We start from the raw sequence: 19,020 nt of genomic DNA, 5'->3' as shown, positions 1-19,020 counted from the left end.
GCCGATTGCCTATCGGTATAGTCGCGTCGGACGTAACTGGTCTGGATTGACGTCACGCCGCTTCCCTTTACCTTTTATCTTGGTCGCTGCCTGCAACCGCGACCGGGAGGAAAGGATATGGCCAAGGAACAGCAATCCTTCATCGACATGTTCGCGAGACTCGGTCAGGACCTGAAACTGCCGAGCATGGATATCGAGCGCGTCATCGAGCACCACCGGAAGAACCTCGAAGCACTGGAGAAATCGGCCAGGGCCGCGTCGTCCGGCGCAAGCGCGGTGATCGCGAGGCAGCGCGAGATGCTGCAGGAAACGCTCGATGAGATATCGGGCTCGGTCCGCAACTATCGCGCGCCGGCCAGTACGCAGGAACTTGTCGAAAAGCAGACGGAGTTCGCCAGGAAATCCTTCGAGACGGCGGTGAAAAACACCAGTGAAGTGGCCGATTTGATGCGCAAATCTGGCTCCGAGTCCCTCGATATCCTGCGTCAGCGTATCCGCGACGGCATGACCGAGATTCGTGAGAGCTACGAGAAACGCAAATAGCGACGACGGGGCGATAAACCAAAAGGGCGGGCGGCAAACGCCGCCAGCCCTTCAAGGAAATAATAATGTCAGCGCAGCTTCTCTCAGAAGAAGCTTTTCCGCTGCCACCAGCCGGTCTTGCGCGGCTTCGCTTCCTCGGTGGTCGAGGACACGACGACCGGCTCGGCGGGCGCTTCTTCCTTTTCCGGTTTGGCGTTCTTCACGGCCTCGCTCCCGGCTTCACGCGTGCTCTCCTTCGCCGAAGGATCTTCGCCGTTGACGAGCGCGGGCTGTTCGCTTGTCGCGACCTTGGCTTTGCGCGTCCGGCGTGCCGGCTTCTTCGGCTTTTCCGCTTCTGCCGGTTGAGGTGCAGCTTCTTCCGCCACCGTCTCGGTATCGGCAACCGCTGCTTCGACGACAGGGGTCTCGCTTACGACAGTGTCCGTTTTCGCGGCCTCCGCTTCGACCGAAGGCGCTTCGTCACCCTGGGTGGCCTCATCCTGCACGTCGTCGGCGTTCTCCGCCTGATCGCGCCGGTTGCGCTTGCCGCCCCGGCGGCCACGCCGGCGCTTCCTGGGCTCGTCCGCCGATGCTTCTGCGTCGGCAGTGCCCTCGACCGCTGTTTCTCCCTCGGAGCCTTCCGTCTCTCCGGTATCGGCCACCGCATCCGTTTCACCGGCCTCGAACACCTGCGGCTGCTCGCCATCATGGTCGCGCTCCTCGCCATGATCGCGGCCACCGCGCCGACGCCGCCGGCGCCGCCGCTTGCGGTGGGCATCGCCCTCTTCGTCGCGATCGGAGTGGGCGTGGTGCGTCGTTGTTTCCTCGGCCGCGGTATCGACGGCTTCATCCTCCTCCATCGCCTCGAAGGCAGGCGTGTCCGCGACCGCGCCCGGAGCCGTATCGCGCGGCTCGGCCGGCGCGCCGCGCGTGATGGCGAAATGCTGGATGCCGACATCGTCGTCCGCCTCGATCGCAACCGAAAGACCGAAGCGTTCCTCCAGTTCCACCAGGCTGGAGCGCTTGTGGTTGAGAACGTAGAGCGCGGTCGCCGTCGGCGTACGCACGGTGATGTGGTGACGCGAATCCTTCAGCAGGTGCTCCTCGATGCCCCGGATCACATGCAGCGCCGTCGAGGAATCGGAGCGCACATGACCGGTACCGCCGCAATGCGGGCAGGGCTTCATGGTCGATTCCAGCACGCTGGCGCGGATGCGCTGGCGCGACATTTCCATCAGGCCGAAATGCGAGATGCGGCCGACCTGGATGCGTGCCCGGTCGTTCTTCAGGCACTCCTTCAGCTTCTTCTCCACCGCCCGGTTATTGCGGTTCTCCTCCATGTCGATGAAGTCGATGACGACGAGCCCGGCGAGGTCGCGCAGCCGTAATTGCCGCGCCACTTCATCGGCCGCTTCCAGATTGGTCTGCAGCGCCGTGTCCTCGATCGAATGCTCCTTTGTGGAGCGGCCGGAGTTCACGTCGATGGCGACCAGCGCCTCGGTCTGGTTGATGATGATGTAGCCGCCTGACTTCAGTGTCACCTGCGGCTGCAGCATCCGGTCGAGCTGGGCCTCGATGCCGTTCCTCGCGAAGATCGGCGTCGGGTCGCGGTAGGGCTGGACCACCTTCGCATGGCTCGGCATGAGCATGCGCATGAAATCCTTGGCTTCGCGATAGCCTTCATCCCCCGAAACGAGGATTTCGTCGATGTCCTTGTTGTAGAGGTCGCGCACGGAACGCTTGATCAGGGAGCCTTCCTCGTAGACCAGTGCCGGTGCGGTGGATTGCAGCGTGAGGTTGCGCACATTCTCCCACAGCCGCATCAGATATTCGTAGTCGCGCTTGATCTCGGCCTTGGTCCGGTTCTCGCCGGCCGTGCGCAGGATGACGCCCATGCCCTGCGGCACGTCGAGGTCCTTGACGACATCTTTCAGGCGTTTGCGGTCCTGCGCGTTGGTGATCTTGCGGCTGATGCCGCCGCCTCGTGCGGTGTTGGGCATCAGGACGGAATAGCGGCCGGCAAGCGACAGGTAGGTGGTCAGCGCCGCGCCCTTGTTGCCGCGCTCCTCCTTGACGACCTGTACGAGCAGGATCTGCCGCCGCTTGACGACTTCCTGGATCTTGTAGGTGCGGCGCATCGAACGGCGCCTGTGCTGGGCCTCGTCCAGCGCATCTTCCGCGCCGACCGATTCCACCTCGTGCTCGTCGGAGCCCGATGATTCGCCGGAATCCGTCGAGGCGTCGTGCTCTTCGTTGCCGTTGGTTTCGTCACCGTTCGTCCCGATCTCCTCGGAGACGACATCGGCGGAAGTGCTTTCGGCCATTACGGGGCCGCCGCTGTCTTCCTGGTGGCCATCGTCGTTGGCTTCCGCGGCTTCGGCTTTGCTCTCCGCCGAAAGGTTCTCTTCGTCGGTTTCCGCCGTTCCGGTCGATTCCGTCGCCTTCTGTTCCGCGCGCCCGCGTCCGCGACCCTTGCCGCCACGCCGGCGCCGACGGCCATTGCCGCGCTCGGCGCTGTCCTCTTCGGCGTCCTCGGCTTCCGCCGCATCGGCTTCGGCCTTCAGGAGCGCCTGCCGGTCGGCGACGGGAATCTGGTAGTAATCGGGATGGATTTCGTTGAAGGCGAGGAAACCGTGACGGTTGCCACCATATTCGACGAATGCGGCCTGAAGCGAGGGCTCGACGCGCGTCACGCGCGCAAGGTAGATGTTTCCTCTTAGCTGCTTCTTGTCCTGCGATTCGAAATCGAATTCTTCGATACGATTACCGCGGGTGACAACCACCCGTGTTTCCTCCGGGTGGGAGGCGTCTATAAGCATTTTGTTGGGCATATTCGAAAATCTCCCCGACCGCTGCCGTTCGAAGCGTGGGCGGATAGGCGCCACGCGTCGGGAGAGGGCAGGTGTCGGACAATTGCGCGCGCGCCGGGGGACGTTTCGGCAGGGCGAAAAGGGTGACCGGCGCCATAGCGGCGCGGGGTCCACCCGATCCGTCCATGTCTATGCCTGAATTCATCGCTTTTCCCGGCGAGATCGCATCTTTGATATTTGGACCCGGGTATCCGGATCCGCTCTTTCGCTTTTACAAAGCCGGCGCGGGATATCGATCCCGACCGTTTTCCTCACACCGGGGTTCCAGTCATTCGGAACGCCCCGAGAGAATTCGTAGAGCCGCATGTGTCCCCGGAAGGACGCGATTTCAAGCCGCCTCTCTCTGCCTCGCGTCAGTGTCGTTGCGATCGAGTCCGGTCCCGGGGCATTGCAGCGACCCTTTGTCGCTTTTATGATTTGGCGCGGTTCATGGCAACCCTGTTTCGATGCCGGCAAATGGAACCTGGATGGGGATGCCGGTCTGCAAGGCTTGGTTAACCAAGCGTCGTTACCAGTCGTTAATCAGCGTTGTCGGTTTCGTATTCGCTGGTGCGGCCTGCCAAAAAGGATGTTCATGCGACGGCTCTGCGGCCCCTTGTCGGACTGTTTGAAGCGGGCCGGCCTGCTCTTTTTGGCTGTGCTCCTGCTCGGCTTCGCGGCTCCCTTGACGATGCGGCCCTCGGCCCATGCGGACATCCTGAAGGCGCATGATTTCCTCGTCGCGGGCGATGCGGTCAGGACACGCATTGTCATGCAACTCGACGACGACGCCTCGCTCAACTGGTTCCTGCTGAGGTCGCCGCACCGGCTGGTGGTGGACCTGCCGCAGACGAGCTTTGCCATCGCGCCGGCCGACCTCAAGCCGCGCGGGCTGGTGACGAATGTCCGCTACGGCAAGATCAGCGACGATCATTCGCGCATGATCTTCGCGGTGAACGGGCCTTTTACGGTAGACGGCATTTCCATCGTCAAGAACGAATCCTCCTCCGGCTACCGGCTCGTCGCCGACATCGTCGCGTCGCCGGAGGCGGATTTCGAGGCGGCGCTGGCGAAACAGGCGGGCGGCGCCCCCAAGGCGGCAGCGGCGACAGACGAGCCGGTGGACATGAAGCCCGAGGCTCCGGGCAAACCCTTCACCGTCGTCATCGACCCCGGCCATGGCGGCATCGATGGCGGCGCCGAAGGCGTCAGCGGCACGATCGAGAAGAACGTCACGCTCGCCTTCGGCACCGAATTGAGGGACGCGCTGGAAAAAGTCGGAAAGTACAAGGTCTTCATGACCCGCGACGACGACCGATTCCTGCCGCTGGACGAACGGGTGCGGATCGCGCGGCAGGACGACGCCGACCTCTTCATTTCCATCCATGCCGACACCATTTCGGTGAAAGGCATCCGCGGCGCAACCGTCTATACGGTCTCCGACAAGGCATCCGATGCCGCCGCCGCCGCCGTCGCCTCGCGCGAAAACCTCTCCGACGATCTGGCCGGCGTCGAGATCACCGAGGCCAACCACGACGTTGCCGACATCCTTGTCGACCTGATCCGACGCGAGACGCATTCCTTCTCGATCCGCTTTGCCCGTTCGCTCGTCGGGCAATTGTCGAATACGATCGAGATGATCAACCATCCCCATCGCTTTGCCGGATTCAGGGTGTTGCGGGCGCCTGACGTGCCGTCGGTTCTCATCGAACTCGGCTATCTGTCCAACCCGAAGGACGAGGCGGAGTTGCGCGATCCGAAATGGCGTGCAAAAGCGGTCGACAGCATATGCAAGGCGATCTCGCTGTTCGCCGCCGCCAAGGTGAGGGCAGGAGGGTGAATTCATCGGTGGAAATCGGTACCCGGAAGGCGTTGCAGCGACACAACAGTTCGCGGCCTAATGGTAACCAATTGCACGCCTCTGGCGCCCTTGCCGCATTTTGCCCACAACGGCGGAGCAAGGACCGCCGGATAAGAGTAGGGTGGCGTGGGCGCGAGTCTCGCCGGACGCCTTGTGCGTTCGGTCATGCCCGACGCATGCTGGAGCAGGCATGATACGACTTCTGGGCTATTTCTTCGGCGTTGGGATAATGCTGGCGCTGCTGGCGGCTGCCGGCGTGGCTATCTATGTCGGCAATCTGACCAAGGATCTGCCCGACTACGAGGTCCTGGCGAAATACGAGCCGCCGGTGACGACCCGGTTTCACGCGGCCGACGGCTCGCTGATGGCCGAATATGCCCATGAGAGGCGGCTTTACCTGCCGATCCAGGCGATCCCGGATCGCGTCAAGGCCGCCTTCATCTCGGCCGAGGACAAGAATTTCTATTCGCATCCCGGCATCGATATCCCCGGCATCATCCGCGCCGTCGTCACGGACGTGCGCAATCTCGGCACCGGAAAGCGGCCGGTCGGCGCCTCGACGATCACGCAGCAGGTGGCCAAGAACTTCCTGCTTTCGTCGGACCAGACGATCGCGCGCAAGATCAAGGAGATGATTCTGGCGTTCCGCATCGAGCGGGCCTATTCCAAGGATCGCATCCTGGAACTCTATCTCAACGAGATTTTCCTCGGGATGGGCTCCTACGGCATCGCCAGCGCGGCTCTTACCTATTACGACAAGTCCGTCAACGAACTGACGGTTTCGGAGGCTGCCTACCTCGCCGCCCTGCCCAAGGGGCCGTCCAACTACCAGCCTTTCCGCCATACCGATCGTGCCATCGGGCGGCGTAATTTCGTCATCGATCGCATGGTCGAGAACGGCTATGTCAGCAAGGAAGAGGGCGAGAAGGCGAAAGCCGAACCTCTCGGCGTCAAGCTCCGCCGCGGCGGCACCTATCTTTTCGCGGCCGAGTATTTCACCGAGGAAGTGCGCCGCGAGATTCTCGCGCGCTACGGCGAGTCTGCGCTTTACGAAGGCGGGCTGTCGGTCCGCACCTCGCTTGATCCGCAGATGCAGCGTCTCGCGCGCAAGTCGCTTCAGCACGGCCTCATCAAATACGATACCCTGCGCGGCTATCGCGGCCCGGTAGACAAGATAGACATTTCCGGCGACTGGGGACCCGCGCTGGCCAAGATCGATGCGCTCGGCGACGTGCCCGAATGGCATCTCGCCGTCGTGCTCGACGCTTCCGACGACGGCGTCACGGTCGGTATCCAGCCCAAGCGGCTGCAGTCGGGCAAGCTTGCCCCCGAGCGCGAGAAGGGGACTATCGCCACCGCCGATATGAAATGGGCGATGCGCCATTTCAAGGAAGGGAAGCTGCTCAAGGCCAAATCGCCGGCCGACGTGCTTTCGCCCGGCGACGTCGTCTATGTCGAGAAGAAGAAGGTAGCGGAGGAAGGCCACGATCCGGAAAGCGCCGGCGATCAGGATGTGGAGGGAAGCGGCTGGCTCTTGCGCCAGGTGCCCAAGATCGAAGGCGGCATGGTGGCGATGGACCCGCACACGGGCCGCGTGCTCGCCATGGTCGGCGGCTTCTCCTACGCCGAATCCCAGTTCAACCGCGCGACCCAGGCGATGCGCCAGCCCGGCTCGTCGTTCAAGCCGATCGTCTATGCAGCCGCGCTGGACAACGGCTATACGCCGGCTTCCGTGGTGCTCGACGCGCCGATTACCGTCAAGGTCGGCAATACGATCTGGCAGCCGCACAATTACGGCGGCAAATGGGCCGGTCCCTCGACGCTCCGCCTCGGCATCGAGAAATCGCGCAACCTGATGACGATCCGGCTTGCCCAGGACCTCGGCATGAACATCGTCGCCGAATATGCGGAGCGCTTCGGCGTCTACGATCATCTGGCGCCGTACCTGCCGATGGCGATCGGCTCGGGCGAGACCACGGTGATGCGCATGGTTTCCGCCTATGCGGTGATGGCGAACGGCGGCAAGCAGATCAAGCCGTCGCTCATCGACCGTATCCAGGACCGCTACGGCAAGACGATCTTCAAGCATGACCAGCGCGTCTGCGAAGGCTGTAACGCCCAGGACTGGCACGACCAGCCGGAACCGACCATCGTCGACAATCGCGAGCAGGTGCTCGATCCGATGACCGCCTACCAGATCACCTCGATGATGGAGGGCGTGGTGCAGCGCGGCACCGGCTATATCATCCACGATCTCGGTTATCCGATCGCCGGCAAGACGGGCACGACCAACGAGGAGAAGGACGCCTGGTTCGTCGGCTTCACGCCCGATCTCGTCGTCGGCCTCTACATGGGCTACGACACGCCGAAGCCGATGGGCCACGGCTCCACCGGCGGTGGGCTGGCCGCGCCGGTGTTCAAGGAATTCATGAAGGCGGAGCTTGCCGGCACGCGGCCGGTCGATTTCCGTGTGCCGCCCGGCATGAAGCTGATCGCGATCAATCGCAAGACCGGCATGCGCGCCGAGGGCGGCGGGCCGGATGTCATCATGGAAGCCTTCAAGCCCGGCACCGGCCCGGCCGATACCTACTCCGTCATCGGCATGGGCGACGAGGTGGACATCAACGGACCGCGCGTGCTGTCGCCGGAGGCCAACCAGGCGGTTACGACAGGCAGCGGCGGCCTCTACTGAGAACCTTAGCCGCATTTGCGCCACGCCGGACATACCCGTCCGGCTGCAAGATGCTTAGGCGCGACTTTCACGGCAGCCGTCCTTTACAGGGGCGGCTGCCGTCCCTATGTTCCGCGCCGATTCAGCATATTGACGAACGGAAAGAGCGAGCCGATGCGCGCCGAAACGGAAAGCCTCGTCGACGAGATCAAGCAGGCGATCGCCCTGCTGAGGAGGCATCTTTGACTGGGATCAGGCGGTAAAACGGCTCGACTATCTCAATAATCGCGCCGAGGACGGCGATCTCTGGAACAATCCGCAGGAAGCGCAGAAGCTGATGCGCGAGCGCCAGTCGCTCGAGGACGGCATCAAGGCGGTGCGCGGGCTGACGCAGGCGCTTGACGACAATCTCGGTCTGATCGAGCTCGGCGAGGAAGAAGGCGACCGCGGCGTCGTGGACGAGGCCGAGGCGGCGATCCGCGCGCTGTCGGGCGAGGTCAAGGCGCGCCAGATCGAGACCATGCTCTCCGGCGAGGCCGACGCCAACGATACCTATGTCGAAATCCATGCGGGCGCGGGCGGCACCGAGAGCCAGGACTGGGCCTCGATGCTGCTGCGCATGTATACGCGCTGGGCCGAGCGCCGGCGCTTCAAGGTCGAGGTGCTGGAAATGCACGACGGCGAGGAGGCCGGCATCAAGTCGGCCACCGTGCTCGTCAAGGGCAACAATGCCTATGGCTGGCTGAAGACGGAATCGGGCGTTCACCGGCTGGTGCGCATCTCTCCCTACGATTCCAACGCGCGCCGCCACACCTCCTTCGCCAGCGTCTGGGTCTATCCGGTGGTGGACGACACGATCGAGATCGACATACCGGAATCCGATGTCCGCATCGACACCTACCGTTCATCGGGCGCCGGTGGCCAGCACGTCAATACGACCGATTCGGCCGTGCGCATCACCCATATCCCGACCGGCATCGCGGTCGCCTGCCAGGCCGAGCGCTCGCAGCACAAGAACCGCGCTACCGCCTGGGAGATGCTGCGTTCACGGCTCTATGAGGAAGAACTGAAGCGGCGCGAGGAGGCGGCCAACGCGACCGAAGCCTCCAAGACCGATATAGGCTGGGGCCACCAGATCCGCTCCTACGTGCTGCAGCCCTACCAGCTCGTGAAGGATCTGCGCACCGGTGTCGAGAACACTTCCCCGTCAGGCGTGCTCGACGGTGACCTCGACGAATTCATGAAGGCGTCGCTGGCGCAGCGGATAGAAGGCGGCTCCGGCCAGCCTGTCGAGGATATAGAGTAGGCGCTCCCGGCGTTGTCATCTTAGCGATCACCCTTCACCAGGTTCGCCCGACGGTTCGGCTTTGCCTCATCGGGGCTCCCCCATCTCCGGCGATTGTCGGAAGGGTCGATGAAAACGCCGCCATTCCCGACACTCTCCGCTCCACAGTCGCTCACGAGATCGGGAATGACGGAGGAAGGGGGCAGTCGCCGAAACGTGGATAAACCTGCGCCCGTTTGTTTCCCAACCCGTTCATATCGCTGCCTTTCCATATTTTCTTCGCCTCCCTTTCTCCACGCCCTCTGCCCTTCATCCATACTCCCTGTCAGTTCCTCCCATCGGGAACACCGATCATGACGGTGATTGCGTGGAGAGGAGCCGGCGCCTCCGCCGTGATGCTGACGTGGCATCATGGCCGGGGAGGTTCCGCCTGGAGGTTCCCCTGGGGGCACTATGACTCCTGCGTGCCGGTAGAAGGTACACAGACCCCGGGACGAGCGCTGAACCTGTTCGGAGTGACTACCCTTCGGCAGGTTCAGGGTGAGGCTCGGGGAGCAGCGGAACAGGCGGGAACAGAAATCGCCGGCGGGGCGCGAGGTTCGCGCCACCTATGTCAATTCGGAAGGCACGGCCGCGCGCCCCGCTTCCCGACTGAACAATGGCCAGGGCCGACAGGCAGCGTGGCGGGGGCGGAGCGTGTGGATGACGGATGCGAAGGGCGGAGGACGAAGAAGGATGTCCACATGAACGACGGCTTTGATGGCTTTCAAAACCACGGATGCCCGCCCGCCATCCCGTCGCCCCGAGCCTGCGAATCATCCAGTATGATCCAGGGTGGCGTTGAGGTTGCCGGGAGATAGCATGTTCTTTGTCGCCTCGAAGATTGTCGGCTTCATTATCCAGCCGCTGAACCTCATTGCCCTTTTGCTGCTGTTGGGGCTTACGGCATCGCTGCTTAGGCTCAGGCGATTGTCGGTCCTGTTCCCGGCGCTGGCGCTTCTCATCCTCGTCGTTTCGGTCTGGACCAGCACCGGTTCGGTACTGCTCGAACCGCTGGAGGACCGGTTCAGCCGGCCCGCCGCGCAGCCTGAAGAAGTGAAGGGAATCATTGTCCTCGGCGGTTTCTTTGAAGGTGGCATCAACCTTGTGCGCCATGGCTACGAATTGAACAACAGCGCCGACCGCATCGTGGAAGCGGCGATCCTTGCGCGCCGATACAAGGATGCGGAAATCGTCGTCACCGGTGGCAATGGTTCGCTGGTGCTGGCCGGCGAGGGCGATGCGGTGACCGCGCCGCGGCTTCTCGAAGCGCTCGGGATCGCGCGCGAGCGTCTAAGGCTGGAGACGCACTCGCGCAATACCTATGAGAATGCCGTCTTCACCCGTGATCTGGTGAAACCGAAGCCGGGCGAGACATGGCTTCTGGTGACGTCGGCCTTCCATATGCCTCGCGCCATGGCGCTCTTCCGCAAGGCCGGTTTCGATATCGTCGCATGGCCGACCGATTACCGCACGGCGGGAAACGAGCGGCTTTCGTTTGCGCGTGACAACGCAATTGATTGCCTGCAGAACATGACGCTCGCCATCCGCGAATGGGCCGGCCTCGCCGCCTATCGCCTCTCCGGCAAGATCGACAGTCTCTTTCCGGCGCCAGGATAAGCTTGCGGTCGGAGAAAAGGGGTACGACATAAGGCCATGTCGTGCGTGCGATAGCGGAAGTCGGCGGATATCGAGCCTCGAGACGTCGAAGGAAAGATAGAAGATAGATTGGCGAGTTTTCGCGGAATCCCGGAAATGTTTCTCTCCGTCTTCGACCTCTTCAAGATCGGCATCGGCCCGTCGAGTTCGCACACGATGGGGCCGATGACGGCCGCCGTCCGTTTTCTCGACGAACTTGCCGGTGACGACTGGCCGAGGCCGGTCGGCACGGTGGTCGATCGGATCGCTGTCAGCCTGCACGGCTCGCTTGCATTCACCGGTATCGGCCACGGCACCGATCGCGCGGTGATCCTGGGATTGACGGGCCAGACGCCGCTTACCGTCGATCCGGACGCCTCCGATGCGATCCTGGAGAAGATCGCCACCGAAAAACGTATCGAGCCGCCCGGCCATCCCGGATACCGCTTCGATCCGCAAAAGGATCTCGAACTCGACCGTAAGCATCCGCTGCCGGGTCATGCCAACGGCATGGTCTTTTCTGCCTACGATCGCGATGATCGGCTTCTGCTGCGCCGGATCTACTATTCCATCGGCGGCGGTTTCGTGGTTTCCGCCGAGGAATTGCAGCGCATGAAGGCCGACAGCCAGAAGCCGGAGGAGAGGGGCGTGCCCTATCCCTTCGGCAGCGCGCGGCAGATGCTCGAAATGGCCAAGGCGAGCGGGCTTTCGATCTCCGACATGAAGCGGGCGAACGAGGAAACCCGCATGAGCCGTGCCGAACTCGATGCCGGGCTCGACCGCGTCTGGGGCGCCATGAGCGCCTGTATCGACCGCGGCCTGTCGCAGGAAGGGATCATGCCGGGCGGGCTGAAGGTGCGCCGCCGCGCCAAAAAGCTCAACGAGCGCATGGAGGAGGATTGGCGGCAGAATCGGCCCAACCCGCTGATGGCGAACGACTGGCTCTCCGTCTATGCGATGGCGGTGAATGAGGAGAACGCCGCCGGCGGACGCGTGGTGACCGCGCCGACCAATGGTGCTGCCGGCGTGGTGCCGGCGGTGATGCGCTATTGGCGCCGGTTCCATGTCGATGCCGACCCGCACGGCACGCGTGACTTCCTGCTGACGGCGGCGGCGATCGGCGGCATCATCAAGCACAACGCCTCGATCTCCGGCGCGGAAGTCGGCTGCCAGGGCGAGGTCGGCTCGGCCTCGGCTATGGCCGCCGCGGGACTATGCGCGGTGATGGGCGGCACGCCCGAGCAGGTCGAGAACGCCGCCGAGATCGCGCTCGAACACCATCTGGGCATGACTTGCGATCCGGTCGGCGGGCTGGTGCAGGTGCCCTGCATCGAGCGTAACGCGCTCGGCGCCGTGAAGGCTGTGACGGCGGCATCTTTGGCGATCAAGGGCGACGGGCAGCATTTCGTGCCGCTCGATGCGGCGGTCGAAACCATGCGCCAGACCGGCCACGACATGAACGAGCGCTACAAGGAGACCAGCCAGGGCGGGTTGGCCGTCAACGTCGTGGAGTGCTGAGCAAGAATCCGGCCGCGAGGCGCGGCCGGATGACGATAGCGGGCACGGATGTCGCGCGTGCCGCTCTTTCGTATGGCTTATGGGCAGAACCACATCGGTCCGACGACGATGCAGCCGCGGTTGTGCCAGTCGCGCGGGCGCTTGTGATAGCGATGCCAGCCATGTGGAGCCGAGCGGTAGCGCTCTCCCGGCCTGTAGCGCGAATGATACCGATCGTACCGATCCCCATGGCGATCCCTGTGCGAATGGGAGTCACGGCGATCCCTGTGATAGCGGTCCGGGGTCTTGTGAACCTCGCTCTGTTGGTGGTTGCGGCTGTCATGCCGTCGCGAATAGTCGTTTGATGCGGCAAAGGCTGTCGAAACGACAAGGGAAGATGCCAATATCGCTGCGGCAATATATTTCAACATGAGCTTGGACCTTTCCGGATTTCCAAGAATCGCCCCGACCGTTACTGAATCTAGCAGCTTCTTTAATGCTCGGTAGCGGGAAAGGTTGCGGCGGCAGGAGAGGCCGCGTCCTTGTGGAGATGCGTCGGCCGGCGCTTGACCTCCGCACGCCGGCCGCTAAACCATAGGCCATGCCTCTCAATATCCTCAAATTGTGCGTCGGCTGCGACAGCGTCGAAGACCTCGAGGAATGGATCGGTTTCCGCCTCGAGGAGAAGCGCCGTGCGGGCGAGAAGCCGGAGCATTTCCATACCACCCGCATGGTGCCGAAGCGGGTGGAGGAGATCACCTCAGGCGGGTCGCTCTATTGGGTGATCAAGGGCAACGTCCAGTGTCGGCAGCGGATTACCGAGATTCGGCCATTCACCGACAAGGACGGCATCGGCCGCTGTCACTTGGTCCTCGAGCCAAAGGTCGTGCGCACCGAATGGCAGCCGCGCCGCGCTTTCCAGGGCTGGCGCTATCTGAAGCAGTCGGAAGCGCCCGTGGATGCGCGGGAAGAGCGCGAAGGATGGTTCGCGCTGCCGCAGAATTTGCGGCGCGAACTTGCGGAATTGGGGCTGCTTTAGGCCACTTTTACCTGGCGGTGATCTCGGGCGCATCGAGGTCGATGCGCACGGCGGGGTGTCCGTCGGGCGCGAAAACCCTGACACGTACCCGTGCCGCCGGCTGCGAGGCACGCCATGACCGTGCGCCGTGGCTGAGCAGCAAGGCGACCAGGTCGCGGGTCTTGAACCTGTTCCCCGGGCTGCGGAAGTCCGCAAGCCGCGTCGCCGCCTGCCGCAACGTGCTGAAGCCGAGGCCGCGCCCCTGCGGGTGAATTGTAGATCGCGATTGCGGACGCGGATCGACGATCCCGGCGGCGTCTTGTTCTCCCGTTATCACGGCGTTCCCCCTCTACTCGACACTATTCAGGGTATGCCCCACCCGAAGTCACATTGCGCCGGCTATTGCTCCACCGCGTAGCAGGAAATCTTGCGCTTCTTCAGTGCGCCGCAGGCGTCCCATGCCTGCGTCTTCGACGAGAAGCCGCCGAAGCGCGCGCGGTAATAGGTGTCGCCGCCCTTCTGGTAGACGGCAGTGAAAGGCGAAGCGTCTGCAAGCACCGTCGGCGCCTTTTTGCTCGCCTTGTCGAGCACGGCGCGGGCCTGCGTTTCGCTGTCGGTCGCGGCGATCTGGATCGCCCAGCCGCTCGGCGCCGTGGAGGCAGTGCTGACCGGGTCGACGCCCTTGCTGGCGATGGCCTCGGCGACCTTGAGAGCAGGCCGCGCGGCTGGCTCTGGTGCTTCCGAAACCAGTGCGAGTGCCTGCGTCTCCGGCGCGGGGATTACCCGCGCGGGCCGCTTGTCGGGGGTCGGCGCATCGTGGCGGGGGAGCGCAACCGCTACGGCTGCCGGTGCCACCTCCTGCCGCGAGGCGATGTAGTCGCCCGGATCGCCACGGCGCGAGGCGCGCGGCATGTATTTGCGGATCAACTCGGCCATTTCCGCGTCGCGGGAACGGCTGGTCTTGCCACCCAACACGACCGCCACGATGCTGCGCCCGTCGCGCTTCACCGATGTAGCCAGATTGTAGCCGGAGGCGTGCGTGTAGCCGGTCTTGATGCCGTCCACGCCGTCAATGCGCCCCAGAAGGTGGTTGTGGCCCCTGATCCGGTGCCTTCCGTATTGGAAGGAGCGCGTGGCGAAATAGCCGTAATATTGCGGGAAATGTTCGCGAAGCGCGATGCCGAGCAGCGCTATGTCGTGCGCCGTCGTCACCTGCTCATCGTCCGGTAGTCCGTTGGCGTTCTTGAAGGTCGTGCGCGTCATGCCGAGCCGATGCGCGGTCGCGGTCATGGTGCGGGCGAAATTGCGTGTGCTGCCGCCGAGCATTTCGCCCAGCGCCGTCGCCGCGTCGTTCGCCGAACGCGTTATCAGGGCGTAGATGGCTGTTTCGACCGTGACCGCACCGCCGGCCTTCACGCCAAGCTTGGTCGGCGGCTGGGAAGCGGCCTCGGCCGAGAACGGCACCGGCGTCGATTTCGATATCCTGCCGGACTGAAGCGCCTCGAAGGTGAGATAGAGCGTCATCATCTTGGTCAACGACGCGGGATAGCGCAAAGCATCCGCGTTCGATTCGTAGAGCGTCCGGCCCGTCTTCGCGTCGATGACGATCGCCGCATGGCGCGTCGATGCCTGGGCCACGCCGGACCACGCCATCATCGCGACGATGAAGGAGAGGATGACTGCTTTTGCCGTGAGCGAGGCGAATTTCGACACAAACACAGAAGCCACTACTACCTTGCCCACAGCCTTGCCCTTGGATTTGTTACCGCATTCGGGCCGCCAAAGGCCCACGAGATATCGAGCGGGAAATCTATTGGAGGCGGCGTTACCAATCCGTTTATGGTAACCGTAACGTTCATAAATTCTTTCGCGTTTGAGCCGATCACGGCGGGTGGTCCTGTGGCTCCGGGAGCGCCGCCGGCTCGGATGCATTGACAAATTGTGCAATGCATCTACATTTTGTGCATCGCGAAAATTCCGGACTTTCAGTTGAATGGAAAGGTTCATGGCATGACGCATACATTCGAGGAGGCCGACGCCCTCGGCAAGGAATTCATCGATTCCGGTCTGAAGAGCTTTGCCTCTTGGTCCAAGAGCATCCAGGCGATCGCGCTCGACGCGACCGAGTACACCAAGAAAAGCTACGAGGACGGCAGCGCCGCGTTCCAGAAGCTCGCCGCGGCGAAGTCGCCCGAGGCGGCTTTCGAGGTGCAATCGAGCTACGCTAAGAGCGCATATGAAGGTTTCATCGCCGAAGCCACGAAGATGATCGATCTCTACGCGGAACTGGCACGCGATGCCTACAAGCCGTTCGAAGAGATCGCGCCGAGGGCGAAATAGGCTTTCGACCGGCCTTTCATCTAAAGGTCCACGTGAACCCGGTCGCGATAGCGGCCGGGTTTTTTGTTTTCCCGCCGCATCGCTGACGGAACCGGGGCTGACGAAATACGGGTGCCTCTTGTGAAGACCGTATTGTCAGCGCGCCAGAAGGTCTTAAAATTACGTGATGGATACCTACATGTCGGGCTCTCGATCAAGCTCGGCGAAAGGAAGGCAACGATTGACGATCGGCCGGGAACCAGTGCGGTGTCGCGCCGTTACCATGCAGGCGGGCCAGGACCGAGGAAATGGCACCGGGCGTGGTACGGCTGTCATTGCCCGGCCCAGGCAGAAAACGAAGAAGCCGAGCCTTTACCGCGTACTGATCCTGAACGACGACTACACGCCGATGGAATTTGTCGTCCACGTACTGGAGCGTTTTTTCCAGAAAGACCGCGACGCCGCCACCCGCATCATGCTGCATGTTCACAATCACGGTGTCGGAGAGTGCGGGGTATATACATTCGAGGTCGCCGAGACCAAAGTGACGCAAGTCATGGACTTTGCCCGTCAGCATCAGCACCCGCTGCAATGCGTGATGGAGAAGAAGTGAGGAATGAATGCCGGCTTTCTCCCAAGGCCTAGAACGAGCGCTGCATCAAGCGCTCACCTATGCGAATGAGCGTCACCACGAATACGCGACGCTCGAACATCTTCTGCTCGCCCTGATCGACGATGCCGACGCCGGTGCCGTCATGCGGGCCTGCAATGTCGATCTCGACGAACTGAAGCAGGTTCTCGTCACCTATATCGACACGGAACTGGACAATCTCGTCACGGGGTATGACGAGGATTCCAAGCCGACCGCCGGCTTCCAGCGCGTGATCCAGCGTGCCGTCATCCACGTGCAATCGTCCGGCCGTGAGGAGGTGTCGGGCGCCAACGTGCTCGTCGCCATCTTCGCCGAGCGCGAGAGCCACGCCGCCTATTTCCTGCAGGAACAGCAGATGACCCGTTACGACGCGGTCAACTACATCTCGCACGGCATCGCCAAGCGGCCGGGCGCGGGCGATTCGCGGCCGCCGCGTGGAGCCGAGGAAGATCAGCCCGGAGCGGGTGGTGGCGGCGAACCGGAAGAAGGCGGCAAGAAGAAGCAGCAACAGGATGCGCTGACCGCCTACTGCATCAATCTGAACGACAAGGCGCGGGCTGGCCGTATCGATCCGCTGATCGGCCGCGAATCCGAGATCGCCCGCACCATCCAGGTGCTATGCCGCCGCTCCAAGAACAACCCGCTTTACGTGGGCGATCCCGGCGTCGGCAAGACCGCCATCGCGGAAGGCCTTGCCAAGCGCGTCGTCGAGGGCGACGTGCCGGACGTCCTGATGAACGCGACAATCTTCGCGCTCGACATGGGCACGCTGCTTGCCGGAACCCGCTATCGCGGTGATTTCGAGGAGCGGCTGAAACAGGTCGTCAAGGAACTGGAAGAATATCCGGGTGCGGTCCTGTTCATCGACGAGATCCACACGGTGATCGGAGCCGGCGCCACGTCGGGCGGCGCGATGGACGCTTCGAACCTCTTGAAGCCGGCGCTGTCGTCCGGCGCGATCCGCTGCATCGGCTCGACCACGTACAAGGAGTTCCGCCAATTCTTCGAGAAGGACCGCGCACTGGTGCGGCGCTTCCAGAAGATCGACGTGAACGAGCCTTCGGTGGACGACGCTATCGCCATCATGAAGGGTCTGAAGCCCTATTACGAGGACTTCCACAAGGTCCGCTACACCAATGAGGCGATCAAGGCGGCGGTCGAGCTTTCGGCACGTTACATCAACGACCGGAAGCTGCCCGACAAGGCGATCGACGTGATCGACGAGACGGGCGCCTCGCAGATGCTGCTGCCCGAATCCCGCCGTCGCAAGACCATCAGCGTCAAGGAGATCGAGGCGACCATCGCCACGATGGCGCGCATCCCGCCGAAGACGGTGACGACCGACGACGAGAAGGTGCTGGCGACGCTGGAGGAAGAATTGAAGCGCGTCGTCTACGGGCAGGAGACGGCAATCTCCGCTCTTGCCTCCGCGATCAAGCTGGCCCGGGCCGGCCTGCGCGAGCCGGAAAAGCCGATCGGCAGCTATCTGTTCTCCGGCCCGACCGGCGTCGGCAAGACCGAGGTCGCCAAGCAGCTTGCCGCCTCGCTCGGAGTGGAACTGATCCGCTTCGACATGTCGGAATATATGGAGCGGCACACGGTGAGCCGGCTGATCGGCGCGCCTCCGGGCTATGTCGGCTTCGACCAGGGCGGTCTGCTCACCGACAGCGTCGACCAGCATCCGCATTGCGTGCTGCTTCTCGATGAGGTCGAGAAGGCGCATCCGGACTTGTTCAACATCCTGTTGCAGGTCATGGATCACGGCAAGCTGACCGACCATAACGGCAAGAAGATCGACTTCCGCAACGTCATCCTCATCATGACGACGAATGCGGGTGCGGCCGACATGGCGAAGGCCGCTATCGGCTTCGGCTCCTCCAAGCGCGAAGGAGACGACATGGAGGCGATCAACCGGCTCTTCTCGCCGGAGTTCCGCAACCGCCTCGACGCGATCATCCCGTTCGGCGCATTGCCGGTGCCGGTCGTACATCAGGTCGTGCAGAAATTCGTCATTCAGCTCGAGGCGCAGCTTGCCGAGCGCCGCGTCACCTTCGACCTGTCGCCCGAGGCTATCGCCTGGCTGGCGGACAAGGGCTATGACGAACGCATGGGCGCACGGCCGCTCGGCCGGGTCATCCAGGAGCACGTCAAGAAGCCGCTTGCCGACGAGGTGCTCTTCGGCAAGCTGAAGCGCGGCGGCACGGTCAAGGTCACCGTCGTCAACGACGAAGCCGGCAAGCCGGGCCTGAAGCTCGAAGCCATCAGCGACGAGGTGCCGGTGCACCCCAAGAAGGAAGATCCGAAAAAGGCGCCCGCACCGAAGAAGAAGACGGCGAAGAAACCGTCATCGGTGAAGGCGCAGGCAAAGCCCAGGCCTGCAGGCAAGGGACCTGCCGGCCAACCCGACGCCCCCCCGCAAAAGGGCAGGGGTGCGGCCAAGCGGAGTATTGTCCCGCAGCTGCCGCGCAAGTCCTGATGCTCGACAGGCACTGATCGAGGCTTCTCCCGACGCGTTGGGAGAAGCCTTTTCCTTTTTTGGACCACATCTTTTCGAATTTAGCATGTTAACCGCGCCGTGATGCTGGAGCAGACCGAAATTGTTGCTGGGGGAGGTGCCGCGGCCTGGTTCTTTCGCGGTGTGTTCTCGACCCTTTCGGTCCCCTTGCTCA

At 63.0% G+C, this 19,020-nt stretch carries 13 protein-coding genes; 10 read left to right on the top strand and 3 right to left on the bottom strand.

From position 1 onward, the window contains the following. The first annotated feature begins 117 nt into the window (after nucleotides 1-117). Complete coding sequence (locus RBH77_RS17550) at nucleotides 118-543, top strand: phasin family protein (RefSeq protein WP_311028867.1); 426 nt, start codon at nucleotides 118-120, stop codon at nucleotides 541-543. Nucleotides 544-626: 83 nt separating this feature from the next. Here the strand turns inward: RBH77_RS17550 and RBH77_RS17545 are convergent, their stop codons facing one another. Next, on the bottom strand, nucleotides 627-3,353 hold the full coding sequence (locus RBH77_RS17545) for an Rne/Rng family ribonuclease (protein ID WP_311028866.1): 2,727 nt from the start codon (nucleotides 3,351-3,353) through the stop codon (nucleotides 627-629). A gap of 613 nt (nucleotides 3,354-3,966) precedes the next feature. Here RBH77_RS17545 and RBH77_RS17540 point away from each other — a divergent pair. The 6 genes from RBH77_RS17540 to RBH77_RS17515 all read left to right on the top strand — a co-directional run bounded on the left by RBH77_RS17540 (nucleotide 3,967) and on the right by RBH77_RS17515 (nucleotide 13,401). Then, nucleotides 3,967-5,211, top strand: a complete 1,245-nt coding sequence (locus RBH77_RS17540) for an N-acetylmuramoyl-L-alanine amidase (protein ID WP_371832794.1) — start codon at nucleotides 3,967-3,969, stop codon at nucleotides 5,209-5,211. 211 nt (nucleotides 5,212-5,422) lie between these two features. Continuing rightward, nucleotides 5,423-7,924, top strand: coding sequence for a penicillin-binding protein 1A (locus RBH77_RS17535; protein ID WP_311028865.1), 2,502 nt, complete (start codon nucleotides 5,423-5,425; stop codon nucleotides 7,922-7,924). A 153-nt stretch (nucleotides 7,925-8,077) separates the two neighbouring features. Then, nucleotides 8,078-9,209 (top strand): peptide chain release factor 2 gene (gene prfB / locus RBH77_RS17530; RefSeq protein WP_311028864.1). Its coding sequence is split into 2 segments (ribosomal slippage): nucleotides 8,078-8,143 and nucleotides 8,145-9,209, totalling 1,131 coding nucleotides; the frame shifts between segments, so codons are not numbered across the junction. An 840-nt stretch (nucleotides 9,210-10,049) separates the two neighbouring features. Continuing rightward, nucleotides 10,050-10,847 (top strand): YdcF family protein, encoded by a 798-nt coding sequence (locus RBH77_RS17525; RefSeq protein WP_311028863.1) that lies wholly within the window; start codon nucleotides 10,050-10,052, stop codon nucleotides 10,845-10,847. 135 nt (nucleotides 10,848-10,982) lie between these two features. Then, the gene (locus RBH77_RS17520; RefSeq protein ID WP_311028862.1) at nucleotides 10,983-12,383 is read left to right on the top strand and encodes an L-serine ammonia-lyase; all 1,401 of its coding nucleotides are present in this window, start codon (nucleotides 10,983-10,985) and stop codon (nucleotides 12,381-12,383) included. Nucleotides 12,384-12,963: 580 nt separating this feature from the next. Then, nucleotides 12,964-13,401, top strand: coding sequence for a DUF1489 family protein (locus RBH77_RS17515; RefSeq protein WP_311028861.1), 438 nt, complete (start codon nucleotides 12,964-12,966; stop codon nucleotides 13,399-13,401). 7 nt (nucleotides 13,402-13,408) lie between these two features. On the opposite strand, the gene RBH77_RS17510 is transcribed toward RBH77_RS17515, so the two are convergent. Together RBH77_RS17510 and RBH77_RS17505 are read right to left on the bottom strand one after the other, a co-directional pair. Next, nucleotides 13,409-13,717, bottom strand: coding sequence for a hypothetical protein (locus RBH77_RS17510; protein WP_311028860.1), 309 nt, complete (start codon nucleotides 13,715-13,717; stop codon nucleotides 13,409-13,411). 62 nt (nucleotides 13,718-13,779) lie between these two features. Further along, nucleotides 13,780-15,108: an SPOR domain-containing protein gene (locus tag RBH77_RS17505; protein WP_311028859.1), complete on the bottom strand. Its 1,329-nt coding sequence runs from the start codon at nucleotides 15,106-15,108 to the stop codon at nucleotides 13,780-13,782. Nucleotides 15,109-15,390: 282 nt separating this feature from the next. Between RBH77_RS17505 and RBH77_RS17500 the strand changes: the two genes are divergently transcribed. The 3 genes from RBH77_RS17500 to clpA all read left to right on the top strand — a co-directional run bounded on the left by RBH77_RS17500 (nucleotide 15,391) and on the right by clpA (nucleotide 18,827). Further along, complete coding sequence (locus RBH77_RS17500; protein ID WP_311028858.1) at nucleotides 15,391-15,720, top strand: phasin family protein; 330 nt, start codon at nucleotides 15,391-15,393, stop codon at nucleotides 15,718-15,720. 262 nt (nucleotides 15,721-15,982) lie between these two features. Further along, the gene (gene clpS / locus RBH77_RS17495) at nucleotides 15,983-16,312 is read left to right on the top strand and encodes an ATP-dependent Clp protease adapter ClpS (RefSeq protein ID WP_311032589.1); all 330 of its coding nucleotides are present in this window, start codon (nucleotides 15,983-15,985) and stop codon (nucleotides 16,310-16,312) included. Between the two features lie 7 nt (nucleotides 16,313-16,319). Next, the gene (gene clpA / locus RBH77_RS17490; RefSeq protein ID WP_311028857.1) at nucleotides 16,320-18,827 is read left to right on the top strand and encodes an ATP-dependent Clp protease ATP-binding subunit ClpA; all 2,508 of its coding nucleotides are present in this window, start codon (nucleotides 16,320-16,322) and stop codon (nucleotides 18,825-18,827) included. The last annotated feature ends 193 nt before the right edge of the window (nucleotides 18,828-19,020 follow it).

Origin of the sequence: Mesorhizobium koreense (genome assembly GCF_031656215.1) — a bacterium.
Taxonomy (GTDB): domain Bacteria; phylum Pseudomonadota; class Alphaproteobacteria; order Rhizobiales; family Rhizobiaceae; genus Mesorhizobium_L; species Mesorhizobium_L koreense.
The sequence above is the reverse complement of the archived record's forward strand: the minus strand, read 5'-3'. Positions and strand labels throughout refer to the sequence as shown.

What these genes read in the sequence shown, in the direction of transcription:
- RBH77_RS17550 (WP_311028867.1), top strand. Translation starts at nt 118, where the DNA reads ATGGCCAAGGAACAGCAATCCTTCATCGACATGTTCGCGAGACTCGGT.
- RBH77_RS17545 (WP_311028866.1), bottom strand. Translation starts at nt 3,353, where the DNA reads ATGCCCAACAAAATGCTTATAGACGCCTCCCACCCGGAGGAAACACGG.
- RBH77_RS17540 (WP_371832794.1), top strand. Translation starts at nt 3,967, where the DNA reads ATGCGACGGCTCTGCGGCCCCTTGTCGGACTGTTTGAAGCGGGCCGGC.
- RBH77_RS17535 (WP_311028865.1), top strand. Translation starts at nt 5,423, where the DNA reads ATGATACGACTTCTGGGCTATTTCTTCGGCGTTGGGATAATGCTGGCG.
- RBH77_RS17525 (WP_311028863.1), top strand. Translation starts at nt 10,050, where the DNA reads ATGTTCTTTGTCGCCTCGAAGATTGTCGGCTTCATTATCCAGCCGCTG.
- RBH77_RS17520 (WP_311028862.1), top strand. Translation starts at nt 10,983, where the DNA reads ATGTTTCTCTCCGTCTTCGACCTCTTCAAGATCGGCATCGGCCCGTCG.
- RBH77_RS17515 (WP_311028861.1), top strand. Translation starts at nt 12,964, where the DNA reads ATGCCTCTCAATATCCTCAAATTGTGCGTCGGCTGCGACAGCGTCGAA.
- RBH77_RS17500 (WP_311028858.1), top strand. Translation starts at nt 15,391, where the DNA reads ATGACGCATACATTCGAGGAGGCCGACGCCCTCGGCAAGGAATTCATC.
- clpS (WP_311032589.1), top strand. Translation starts at nt 15,983, where the DNA reads ATGCAGGCGGGCCAGGACCGAGGAAATGGCACCGGGCGTGGTACGGCT.
- clpA (WP_311028857.1), top strand. Translation starts at nt 16,320, where the DNA reads ATGCCGGCTTTCTCCCAAGGCCTAGAACGAGCGCTGCATCAAGCGCTC.